Annotated in this window: 12 protein-coding genes; 5 read left to right on the top strand and 7 right to left on the bottom strand. The window is 56.1% G+C overall.

Features of this window, described 5'->3' with window-relative positions; genetic code table 11:
• Positions 1–193 precede the first annotated feature (193 nt).
• The 4 genes from JT31_RS23275 (at position 194) to JT31_RS17575 (ending at position 2,931) form a co-directional block, all read left to right on the top strand.
• Positions 194–367 carry a YfgG family protein gene (locus tag JT31_RS23275; protein ID WP_038480078.1) on the top strand — a complete coding sequence of 58 codons (174 nt, stop codon included), beginning with the start codon at positions 194–196 and terminating at the stop codon, positions 365–367.
• 164 nt (positions 368–531) lie between these two features.
• Positions 532–951: a VOC family protein gene (locus JT31_RS17585; protein WP_038480075.1), complete on the top strand. Its 420-nt coding sequence runs from the start codon at positions 532–534 to the stop codon at positions 949–951.
• Positions 952–1,139: 188 nt separating this feature from the next.
• A complete protein-coding gene (locus tag JT31_RS17580) occupies positions 1,140–2,141 on the top strand; it encodes a fatty acid desaturase (protein WP_038480072.1) in 1,002 nt (333 codons plus the stop codon).
• On the top strand, positions 2,134–2,931 hold the full coding sequence (locus JT31_RS17575; RefSeq protein WP_038480069.1) for a phosphate/phosphite/phosphonate ABC transporter substrate-binding protein: 798 nt from the start codon (positions 2,134–2,136) through the stop codon (positions 2,929–2,931). The genes JT31_RS17580 and JT31_RS17575 overlap by 8 nt, the downstream gene beginning before the upstream one ends.
• Positions 2,932–3,315: 384 nt before the next feature.
• Here JT31_RS17575 and JT31_RS17570 read toward each other — a convergent pair whose 3' ends face one another.
• From JT31_RS17570 to JT31_RS17545, 6 genes are all read right to left on the bottom strand, one after another.
• Positions 3,316–4,275 carry an IS110 family transposase gene (locus JT31_RS17570; RefSeq protein ID WP_038472091.1) on the bottom strand — a complete coding sequence of 320 codons (960 nt, stop codon included), beginning with the start codon at positions 4,273–4,275 and terminating at the stop codon, positions 3,316–3,318.
• Positions 4,276–4,650: 375 nt separating this feature from the next.
• Positions 4,651–5,982, bottom strand: a complete 1,332-nt coding sequence (locus JT31_RS17565; protein WP_038480066.1) for an NtaA/DmoA family FMN-dependent monooxygenase — start codon at positions 5,980–5,982, stop codon at positions 4,651–4,653.
• A 45-nt stretch (positions 5,983–6,027) separates the two neighbouring features.
• The gene (locus tag JT31_RS17560; RefSeq protein ID WP_038480063.1) at positions 6,028–6,927 is read right to left on the bottom strand and encodes an ABC transporter substrate-binding protein; all 900 of its coding nucleotides are present in this window, start codon (positions 6,925–6,927) and stop codon (positions 6,028–6,030) included.
• Between the two features lie 37 nt (positions 6,928–6,964).
• Positions 6,965–7,633 carry an ABC transporter permease gene (locus tag JT31_RS17555; protein ID WP_038480060.1) on the bottom strand — a complete coding sequence of 223 codons (669 nt, stop codon included), beginning with the start codon at positions 7,631–7,633 and terminating at the stop codon, positions 6,965–6,967.
• Positions 7,633–8,262, bottom strand: a complete 630-nt coding sequence (locus JT31_RS17550; protein ID WP_038480057.1) for an ABC transporter permease — start codon at positions 8,260–8,262, stop codon at positions 7,633–7,635. Before JT31_RS17550 ends, JT31_RS17555 begins: the two co-directional genes overlap by 1 nt.
• Positions 8,255–9,319: an ABC transporter ATP-binding protein gene (locus tag JT31_RS17545; protein ID WP_038480054.1), complete on the bottom strand. Its 1,065-nt coding sequence runs from the start codon at positions 9,317–9,319 to the stop codon at positions 8,255–8,257. The genes JT31_RS17550 and JT31_RS17545 overlap by 8 nt, the downstream gene beginning before the upstream one ends.
• Positions 9,320–9,576: 257 nt before the next feature.
• On the opposite strand from JT31_RS17545, the gene JT31_RS17540 reads away from it, so the two are divergent.
• Positions 9,577–10,593, top strand: coding sequence for a S66 family peptidase (locus JT31_RS17540; RefSeq protein WP_038480052.1), 1,017 nt, complete (start codon positions 9,577–9,579; stop codon positions 10,591–10,593).
• On the opposite strand, the gene JT31_RS17535 is transcribed toward JT31_RS17540, so the two are convergent.
• The gene (locus JT31_RS17535; protein WP_038480049.1) at positions 10,587–11,507 is read right to left on the bottom strand and encodes a LysR family transcriptional regulator; all 921 of its coding nucleotides are present in this window, start codon (positions 11,505–11,507) and stop codon (positions 10,587–10,589) included. The two genes, JT31_RS17540 and JT31_RS17535, sit on opposite strands and share 7 nt — an antisense overlap.
• Between the last annotated feature and the right edge of the window lie 50 nt (positions 11,508–11,557).

Here is an 11,557-nt window from a genome sequence, read left to right as displayed (position 1 = left end):
AATTCAGACTTTGCCCGCTATAGCTTAGTTCACAATAAATTCATCCCACGCAGTGAATGCCCACTAATCATTCAACTGGCCCATTTTTACATGATGAATAATTGACCTGCGTTGTTCAGTGTGACTAAATACCCCCGTCGCCCGCAGCTGCCGGGCCAATCTCAAGGACCCTTGCGTGACACAGGTTACGACTATGCAGAGACGAAACCGTTTTAATAATCGCATGACCCGCATTATTCTGCTCATCAGTTTTCTGTTCTTTTTTGGTCGCTTTATTTATTCCTCAATTGGCGCGTGGTATCACCATCAGGATAAAAAAGCGGAACCCCAACAAAGCAGCCAGCAGGTGGACAGCGCTAACCGCTAGCCCGTGCGCCTCTCCACAGCTTTGCCTTCTTTTCAGCGATCGGGCTGCACGTTAAGACTTGTTCAAAAATGCTCAAGCCCCGGTTCATAAGCGTCCTCACCTTGACCTTAAGTTAACTTTAGGTTGTAAAGTCGCGCCATCAAAAATAGCTGATTAGGCGAACTATGGAACACATTGATGTTGGCTTTACCCACGTCGCATTTATGGTGAAGGACCTGGATAAAAGCGTTGATTTCTACCTCCGCTACACCGCCATGAAGGTGATTCACCACCGCGAACCCAACCTGCCTGATGCGCGCAAGGTCGCCTGGCTAAGCGATCGTACCCGGCCTTTTGCGCTGGTTCTGGTGCAGGCAGATAACCACACCGACACGCCGCTGGGAAGCTTTGGTCACCTGGGCGTGGCCTGCGCGACGAAAGAAGAAATCGATTTAAAAACGGACATGGCAAGAGCCGAAGGTGTGCTGCGCAGAGAGCCAGAACAGCTCGGCGCCCCGGTCGGATACTTCGTGTTCTTTGCCGATCCTGACGGCAACACGCTTGAACTCTCTTACGGCCAGCGGGTAGGACTTGAATCAATGTAACGCGCTCTGGGCGGTAGAAAATCGCCCTTTTTGTTCCTTCTCACCATCCCTTATTTCCCCGCTTATCAGCGCCTTGTCTTAAAGCATTTTCTGTTCTAAGCATAGCAATTTATATTCCTATGGGGTTTAGCGGCGAGGATTTACTCTCTGCTCAATTCAACGGTTAATTGCGGGCAGTGATTGGTTAAATGAGTGGAAAATCCTCAGTCTATTTGCATGAAGAACAGCGGGAATTTGTCAGTAAACTGCGGCGTTCCTGGCTTTGGCGCACGGAGTTGCCAACCTGGCTGCTGATTATCACTATTTATGGCGGATGGTTTGCCACCGTTGCCTGGTGGAAAACGATTGGCCTGTTCCCGGCCACGCTGCTGCTTATCTGGTTTGCCACCTGGTATATGTCGCTGCAGCATGAGCTGCTGCACGGCCATCCGACCCGCTTCCCTCGCCTTAATCAGCTGTTCGGGCTGATGCCGTTTTCTATCTGGTATCCGTACGGCACCTATCGTGACCTGCACCTAAAACATCACCTGGATGAAGACCTGACCGTGCCGGAAACGGACCCGGAAAGTTACTACTTTACCCGTCGCCGCTGGCAGCATTTTAGCGGCGTTCAGCGCCTGCTGGTGCGCCTGCGTAACACCTTCCCCGGCAGGCTAATGTTAACGCCGGTGCTGACGATGCGCTGGACGGTGGTCAATATCTGGGACTCTTTTCGCAGCGGCAACCGCCCGGCGATGGTCATGTGGACGGTGCATCTTCTGCTGCTTATCCCGGTTCTTGGCTGGCTGGTAAAACATGATTTCTCGGTGGTTTATTACCTTCTGGTGGTGACCTGGCCGATGCTGGCGATGACAAAAGTTCGTTCTTTCTTTGAACATCGCGCGGCGGAAGATCCTGAAGCGCGTACCGTAATTAACGAAGCGGGGATTTTCTGGCGCCTGCTGTTTTTAAACCTTAACTATCACTCCGTGCACCACGATTTACCCGGTATCCCCTGGTACGGGCTGCCAACGGTTTACCGCGCCTACAAAGAAGAGTACCTGAAGCGCAACCAGGGCTTCTTTGTGAACGGCTACGGCGAGCTGATGCGTGAACACCTGATTAAGCCGATTCAGGTAGAGATTAACCCGTTCTTCCCGGACGGCCGCCTGGCGCAGGACAGCGTGCAGCAGGAGAAAGCCCATGAGTAAGCTTATCTCTCTGCCGATGTACGACGTGCACCATCCCGATACCGAAGCGCTGTTAGCCGCGCTGCGACAGCTGCTGAGTGAAGAAGGACTGGACGGCGACGGCCTGCTTTATAGCGAGCCCGAAGACCGCCTGAGCCACTGGCAGGATCCCCAACTGCTGCTCAGCCAAACCTGTGGTTATCCGCTGCGCGCCCTGCTGCCCAATGTACAGGTCGTCGGTACATTTCATTATCAGGCCGCAGGCTGCGACGGATTTAACTACAGCAGCCAGCTGATTGTCCGGGCATCTGACGCAGGAAAAACGCTGGCAGATTTTCGTGGCAAGCGGGTCGTCTGCAACAGCGACGATTCCCAGTCCGGCTATCATGGCCTGCGCAGCCTCGTCGCACCGCTGCAGAGAGACGGTAAGTTCTTCTCGGACATCGCGTTTAGCGGCAGCCACCGCCAGTCGCTGGCCGAAGTTCAGGCCGGCACCAGCGATATTGCCGCCATTGATGCAGTGACCCTGGCCCTGGTTGCTCGCCATGAGCCGGAATGCGTAGCAGGCCTGGTTTCTATCGGCACAACCGCGCTGGCTCCGGGTTTGCCAATGATCACCTCGGCGCAAACCTCTGCCGTGGAGCTGGAGCAGCTGCGTGGCGCGTTGCAGCGGCTGGTTAGCGAACCTGAGTGGCAAGCCGTGCGAGAGGCGCTGCTGATTGAGGATTTTACCGCGACGCAGCGTGAGGATTATCAGCCTATTAGCGATGCCACGCAGAAAGCAGCGGCGAGTGGATTGGTGAGGCTTTAGAGTACCAGGTTTTACCTTCTCCCATAGAGAGCCATGCCGCAAACACAAATACCCATGATTATATAGGGGCTACTAAGGTTCCGTTCACCTCAAGTACAGTTTCATATGCTGTAACCGCTCCGGTGAACGTCTTAGGAGAGCCACCGTCGCTCCCCTAAGAACCCGGACTCCCGGCCAAATAAATCGACCGCTGAAGCGGAAAACCTCCGTTTTATCTCCCAGTCCTGGGTCGGAGAAAAAACGGCGGCGATTTAAGCCGGAACCGTGCCTCGCTTCTTATTTTTACCCTCACCCTGACCCTCTCCCTGGAAAGGAGAGGGAATAAAAAATGTTCCACGTTGGCTGTTTTCCCCTCTCCCTCTGGGAGAGATACCGTCTTGTCGGTTATCCGGCAAGCGGTATTTCAGCGTTAAATTCACGCCCTGATTTCACCACCCCATAAGCCAGCTGCAGCAGTTTTCTCATTCCTGCACACACGCGTTCTTTGCCTGTCTTCCCCCTGCTCGCCATCCGGGTCATCAGGTCTTTCACCACTTCATTACATCTTCCCGCCACTACCGTAGGCATATACAGCACGCTACGTAGCTCACGGCTCCCCACTTTTGACAACCTGCTCTTTCCCTTCCACATCCCGGACTCACAACGTCGTGGGTTCAGCCCTGCATAAGCCACCAGAGCCTTACTGCTCCTGAACCGCCTCAGGTTTCCTGCGAAGGCCAGAAGACTCGTACTCAGCACATCTCCCACTCCCGGGATACTCTCCAGCAGCGCTTTGTCTTTTCTCAGGTCCGGGTCATCATCAATGTGCTGTCTGATTTTCTTTTTGGTTTCTTTTATCAGTTCATCCAGCGTGGCGATGTGCTCTTTTAACGAGCCAGTGATGACCTTATCTGCGGCCTCCAGCCTGTTCTCTTCCATCTGACGCATCTCTTCAAGATTTTTAAGATGCCGCACCAGCGCGGTCAGCTGTCGCTGGCTGAGAGGAGCCGGATGCCATTGGGCTGGCTGATACAGGGCACAATACCTTGCTATCAGGGCGGCATCGCTTTTATCCGTTTTGTTTCGGGTCAGTTCGGTGTTACTGAAGGCATGAATGCGGGCAGGGTTTTCCAGGCTGACGCGATAGCCGCCATCGGACAATGCCGTGGCGAGTTCCGTGCTGTAGCTGCCCGTCGCTTCCATACAGACATGACAGTCCCCAAAGCGGGTCAGCCAGTGAATAAACTCACGACATCCCGCAGGCGTGTTAGCAAACTTTTTAGTTTTGTATTTCTGACCAGGCAGCAGGACAGCGACATCAAATTTTAGCTTAGCAATATCAACGCCGACAGAAGTGAGGGTCATCTGATTCTCCGTAACCTTATGAATATTATCGCCAGACCATCCTTATATGTGGGTGCTCAGAGGCACAGGATACCGTTCGGTCTTGAGGCGACAGGGAATAAGGTTGCCGGGGCATAATCTCTCCCACGGGCTTGGAAGCACCAGGGCCAGGGGATGCTCACCGGCAACCTCCCGATGATCAGTCGGGGATCTTCCCCGCACTGGCGGGGAAGTTCAAGACATAAGGGCCGGGGTGAGGGTCGAATTGCTCCCCGGCTCTCATCGCCCCCGGCTATGACCCAACTCAGGCGGAGTTGTATGGACTTGAGGTGAACGGAATCTCATCCAATCCTCATAAACAATATTTATAAGGAAGAAACAAAGAACCCCTTATCATCACCCACGCTTAAACTGATTCCCCACCGGCGGCAACCCTAGCTTCTCACGCAGCGTACCTGGCCGATAAGCCTGCTGCATCACTCCACTTTCCTTCAAAATTGGCGCGACCTGGTCGACAAAGTTATCGAAATCCACCGGCAGGAACGGGAACATCAGGTTGTAGCCGTCCACGGCTCCGGCATGAAACGCCTCGCTCAGGGTGTCGGCGACCTCCTGTGCGGTGCCGATAACCAGCCAGCTATCCGAACTTTGAAGCAACAATCTGCCCAGCTGCAGCACCGTCAGCTTCGGATCGTAGCCTTTGATTATCTGCAACGCGGTTCTCAGCCCGTCAAAGCCCTGTTCGTCCGGCAAAGGCGGCAGTGGCGCGTCAGGATCGTATTCCCCCATATCCATTCGCAGGTAGGTGCTCAGGAGATCCAACGCCATCTGGTCGTTCATCAGCGTCTGGATAAGCTGCCGACGCTGCTCTCTTTCTTCCGGAGTATTCACCACCACCGGCAGCACGCCGCCGAGGATCTTAAAGTGTTCCGGGTCTCGCCCCAGTAAGCTCAGGCGCTGGTTCATATCCGCGCGGTAGGCCAGCCCTTTCTCGATGTTGCTCATAAACACAAAGTGAATATCTGCCTGAGCGGCAGCCAGCTGTTTGCCGGACTCAGAAGAACCAGCCTGCACCACAATCGGGTGCCCCTGCGGCGGGCGCGGCACGTTCAGCGGGCCGCGCACCTTAAAGAATTCCCCACGGTGATTCAGCGGATGCACAAGCTCGGGGTCAGTAAAATAGCCGCTTTGCTTATCGATAAGCACGGCTTCGTCTTCCCAGGAATCCCAAAGCTTGCGCACCACGTCGATAAACTCTGCGGCACTCTCATAGCGCCTGCCGTGTTCCGGCAAGGTGTCCAGCCCGTAGTTAGCTGCTTCTTCCGGCAGCCAGGACGTAACAACGTTCCAGCTCGCTCGTCCCCCGCTCAAATGGTCAAGCGAGGCAAAGTAGCGCGCCAGGTTATAAGGCTCGGTGTAGGACGTTGAGGCCGTCGCCATCAGGCCAATATTTTCTGTCACCGCTGAAAGCGCGGCCAGCAGCGTGATCGGTTCGAGTCGAGGGTTAGCGTAATGCGGGAGTCCGCTCGGCACCGTGTCCCAGATGGCGACGTGGTCGGCGATAAAGATGTTATCCAGCACGGCGGCTTCGGCCCTACGCGCCAGGTCGGCATAATGCTTAAGGGTAAAAATCTCTTTGCCCGGCGCATCTGGATGACGCCATGAGAAGCGATAGTCACCCTGTGGGTTGAAGAAGAACAGATTAAAAATGGCGGTAGCTTGCGGCATGTCGGCATACTCGTTGTGAAATGGCCCTCCCTGGCCGGGGACTCTTTATTTAGCGGCCAGTTTCTCTTTCACCCACTGGTCGGCCACCTTCGCCGGATCTTTATGATCGACGTCGACCAGCTTGTTCAACTGGATCAAATCTTTGGTGGTCAACTTCGCAGAGATATTATTGAGAACCTCTTCGACTTTCGGTGAAACGGCGCCTTTATGCACCAGCGGCACCAGGTTCTGAGCCGGCTGTTCGTGTTTGTCATCCTCCAGCACCACCCACTTCTCTTTCAGCAGATCGCCCTGGGTAGACACCAGCGTCGCCACGTCGATTTTGCCGGAGTTAAGCGCCAGCCGGCTCAGCGGGCCACCGATATCCAGCGACTTAAAGGATTTGAATTTGATGCCGTACACGCGTTCCAGGCCCGGCAGGCCAAGGGCGCGGGTCGCCACTTCAGGCGGGCCGCCGACGACCAGTTCAGGGGCAACCTTCGCCAGGTCGGACAGCGTTTTCAGGTTATATTTTTTGGCCGTCTCTTCGCGCACGCCCCATGCGGTGATGGAGGCCGCCGAGGACGGTTTCAGCAGCGCTAAATCCGCGGGCAGCGCCTGCTGCAGTTCGGCAGAAACTTCCTGTTCGGTCGTCGCTTTACTGCCGCCGTGATAGTAGTTCAGCAGCGCACCGAGGTACTCAGGCACCACGTCCAGTTCGCCGGTTTTGAGCGCCGGAATGATAATTTCGCGGTTGCCCAGGTTGAGGCGAGTCTTCACCTCAATGCCCTGCTGTTTCAGCGCGCTGGCATAAATATTGGCCAGGATCGTTTGTTCTGAGTAGTTTGCCCCGCCAATCGTGACGGTTTCGGCATGCGCCGCAAACCCTACGCTTGCCAGCCCTGCGGCCAGTAAAGTCAGCCGGAATCCCTTGCTCGCCGTCGTCAGCCAGTTTTTCATCATCATCACCCTTCTCTCTTTTATGTTGTGTTGTGCGCAGGGGTTAGCCCGCGGTTGGTATTGCAAAATTGAGCCAGCGTTTTGCCACCTGCGACATCAGCAGCTCGCAGCCCACCGCCAGCAGGGAAATCACCACCGAACCGGCAATCACCTGCGGGTAGTCACGCTGCCCCAGGCCGTCAATCAGGAAGCGCCCAAGGCCATCCAGCCCGGCATAGGCGGCTACCACAGCCGTGGCGATAAGCTGGAGCAGCGAGGTGCGGATACCGGCAAAAATCAGCGGCATCGCCAGCGGAATGCGGACTTTGAGCAGGCTTTGCAGCGGCGTCATGCCCATCGCCTTCGCGGCATCGCACAGCGTTTGATCGGCGTGACTGATGCCGACGTAGGTGTTGGTCAGCATCGGCGGAATGGCCAGCGCCACCAGGGCGATAAACACCGGCACGTCGTTAAAGCCGAGCAGCATGATGCACAGCAGGATTATCCCCAGCGAAGGGAACGCCTGGCCGATGTTGAACAAGTTGATGGCGAAAAACGCCCCACGTCGCCAGTAGCCCAGCAAAACGCCGAGCGGCTGGGCAATCAGCGCGCCAATCACCAGGCTAATCAGCACGTAGTAAAGGTGCTCGCCAAAGCGCTGCCAGATACCGAGATCGCCACCCCAGTGGTCGGCCTGTAAAAACCAAAGCCAGGTTTGATGTACGATATCCATTAGCGTGTCCACCCCGTCAGGCTGTAACCGAGGCGCGCAATCAGCAGGTCAAGCACCAGCGACAGCACAAGGCTCAGCGCCAGGCTGACCAGAATCGGCGTTAAAAAGTTTTGGTTAAAGCCGAGGATCATGAGCTGCCCCAGCCCGCCCTGGCCTATCAGCGCAGTCACGATAACCAGGCCCACCAGCGTCACGGAAGCGATGCGCAGCCCGGCAAACAGCGCGGGAAGGATCAGAAACAGCTCCACTTCGATAAATCTGCCAAAGCGCGTGTAGCCCAGCGCCCTGCCCGACTCCAGCACGTCAGCGGGCAGTTTTTGCATCCCCGCCAGCACGTTACGCAGCAGGATCAGCAGCGAATAAAGCGTCAGGCCGATAACCGCCGTGGTAACGGACAGCCCGGTCCACGGCAGCAGCAGAATAAACAGCGCCAGCGACGGAATGGTAAAAAGCACCCCACTCAGGGAAATCAGCGGGCCGGAGAGCGCGGGCCAGACGATGGACAGCAAAAGCATCGCGGCGGTCAGCAGCGTACCCATCGCCAGCGATATCAGTACCATCTGCAAATGCTGCAGCATCAGCTCGCCTATCATCTCGAGGTTGTCGGTCACCCATTGCCAGTCAATCATTACGGTGCAGCTCCTGATGGCGGTTAAGCGCATCGCTGAGCAGGCCGCTATCAACGGCGCCGGCGTAATGCCCTTCCTCCGTTACGCGCACCAGCACGCCCTGCGGCACGTCCAACAAGGCGCTGTAAACGTGACGCAGCGACTCGCTCTCCCGGGCAATACGTATCGCTGTCTGCTGACCGTTTTCCTGCCAGTGCTGAGGGCGCCCGTCGGCATCCAGAACCAGCGCACGCTGGCGGAAATCGGAAAGTTGTGGCTCGCCATGAGTTACAACCGGCACATCGCGGCGCGGTAGATCGCCCACGCGCATCATGCCGAGGCGTTTGAGATTAGGTTCAGGGCCAATGAAATCACGAACAAAGTCGCTGGCGGGCCAGGAAAGAATGTTGTCCGGGGTATCGAACTGCTCGAGATGCCCGCCCTCGCGGAAAATGGCAATGCGGTCGCCAAGGCGAATCGCCTCGTTGATATCGTGGGTCACCAGAATAATCGTTTTATGCAGCCGGGCCTGCAGCGCCAGCAGCTCGCCCTGCAGCCTGTCCCGCACGACCGGGTCAATGGCAGCAAAGGGTTCGTCCATCAGCAAAATAGGCGGATCGGCCGCAAGAGCGCGGGCGATAGAAACCCGGCTTTGCTGCCCGCCCGAAAGCTGATGCGGATAGCGCTTGAGCACCAGCGGGTTCAGCGACATCAGCGCCACCAGCTCGTCTATGCGGCGGGAAATGGCACGCTTGTCCCACCCAAGCAGGCGAGGCACGGTGGCGATGTTTTCCGCTACGGTGCGATGGGGAAACAGCGCCGGACTTTGCATAACAAAGCCAATCTTGCGGCGAACCTGAATGATATCGGCGCGGGAAAGCGGCTGGCCCTGAATATAGACTTCGCCGCTGTCCGGGATGTCCAGGCGGTTAATCATCCGCAGCGTGGTGGTTTTCCCGCAGCCGCTGGGGCCAACAAAGGTGCAAAACTCCCCTTCGTTGATGGTCATATTCAGCGAGTTGATCGCGTGCTGCACATTGCCCGGATAGATCTTATTGATGTTTTCTAGTTGAATCATGATGCTTCTGCACTTCCTCATACCGCGCAATTTTTGCCCTTCAGGCTTATACGTTTCAGCACACGTCAGGGCAGTATTGCAGAGGGAAATGCGTTCACAAATTCAACATGATGCTAAGAATTGCCGGAAAATAACTATCAGCAATCATCGGGTTATTTCATATAAAAACAACAAATAAGGTAGCTATTTAAAATCATTTCTACGCGCTACTATCGGCGAGCATGCTCCAAAGCGATGATCAACAGGGAGAAGACGCCATGCCACAGATTTATGCTCGTCCTTTAGCCGTCGGCGATACGATCGCCGTGTTTTCCCCTTCCTCGGCGGCCACCGCGTTTGCCCCGCTGCGTTATCAAAGGGCGAAGGCTTTTATTGAGTCAAAAGGGTTTTATCTGCAGGAAGGTAGCCTGACGGGCAAAAAGGATTTCTGGCGTTCTGGCTCCATTCGCGAGCGGGCGGATGAGTTTAATGCGCTGCTGCATGACCCTAACGTGCGCTGCATTATTTCGGCCATCGGCGGCTTAAACAGCAACTCGCTGCTGCCTTATATCGACTACGCACAGCTGATGAAAGATCCCAAAATTATCATCGGCTATTCGGACGTGACCGCGCTGCTGGCGGGCATCTATCAGAGAATTGGGCTGATTACTTTTTATGGCCCGGCGGTAGTCGCTTCTTTTGGTGAACTCCCTCCCCTTGTCGACAGCACGTTTGACTATTTCCTCAGTATTCTCAGCAGACAGCAGGCGCTTCCGTATGCGCTAAGCCCGCCCGCTGCATGGACCGACGAGATGATCAACTGGGAAACTCAGTCCCGAGCCAAAACGTTGACGCCGGGTAGCTGGCGCTTCGAGGGCACGGGCAACGTAGAAGGCCGCGTCATTGGCGGCAACCTGAATACGCTTTACGGCATCTGGGGCAGCGAATACATGCCCGATATCAACCGGGGCGATATTCTGTTTATTGAGGACAGCCTGCAAAGCGCGGCGGAGCTGGAGCGAGAGTTTTCCCATCTTTTGCTGTGCGGCGTGTTCGACCGCATCGCCGCCATTGTGCTCGGCAGGCACGAGCTATTTGACGATCAGGGAAGCGGAAAAACGCCGCTGCAGATCCTGAGGGAAGTGCTGAACGACCGCGAGATCCCAGTCGTGTCCGATTTCGACTGCTGCCACACGCACCCAATGCTGACGCTCCCGCTCGGCGTGCGGATGCGCATCGACTTTGACTTTCAGACCATCTCACTGACCAGCCAATGGCTGGAAGCCGATCAGTAATCGAAAGCCAGCATGCCCGAGCGCCAGACGCTGGTCGTGCGGATCAGCGCCTTATCGCGCAGGAAATTAATCAGCGTGGCGATCACTTTGTCATGGCGCAGTTCCGGGCGCGTGACGATAAACAGATGGCGGCGCAGAGGCTGGGGCAAATCCAGAATGCGCATATTCTCCGGCACCGGCAGCACCGAAAGCCACGGCATAATGGAGAACCCCAGGCCCTGATTTACCAGCCCGACAATGCCGCTGTCGCTCGCCAGCTTATGCACCACCTCGTTACGTAACCCCATCTCACGACAGCGTTCCACGGCGGGGCTTAACGTGTTGGCGTTCGGTTGAATAAACGGCAGGTTTTCCAATTGATGCCAGCTAAAAGGCTGCTGCAGACGGAAACTGCGGGGCAACATCAGCACGTAAGGGTCGCTGATATACGGCACGCCGTGCAGCGAGTCCGGGTAGCCCTGAATGGTAATGCCGATGTCCGCCCGCCCGGACACCACCGCGTCGTTGAGGTGATGGTATTCCGTCGCGCTGTCATCAATATCCAGATGGATATCGGGCAAGGCCGTGGCGAGCGCCTCAAAATACGGCGGCAGCAGGTTCGCCGTCGCACTGCGGAAGCAGGCCACCCGCACACGCCCGGCAAGCTGTGGCGCTTCCGCCGCCGTCTGCTCAATACCATCCAGCAGCTGCATGATTTTTTTAGCATCTTTGAGGATTTGCGAGCAGGCAGCAGTCGGAATACAGCCGCTGCGCGAGCGATGCAGCAGACGCACGTTCAGGTGCTGCTCCAGCTCGGCAATGGCATGGCTGATGCGCGACTGCGTACAGCCCATTGCTGCGGCTGCGGCGCTGAAACCATTGTTTTCAACTACGGCTATCAGCATTTCCAGCTGATTAAGCTTTATTCCGGCCATATTTTCAGTCAGTTATTGGAAAGGACAGGTTTCGACAAATCGAATTTCTT

Source organism: Cedecea neteri, from assembly GCF_000757825.1.
GTDB lineage: Bacteria > Pseudomonadota > Gammaproteobacteria > Enterobacterales > Enterobacteriaceae > Cedecea > Cedecea selenatireducens.
The sequence above is the reverse complement of the archived record's forward strand: the minus strand, read 5'-3'. Positions and strand labels throughout refer to the sequence as shown.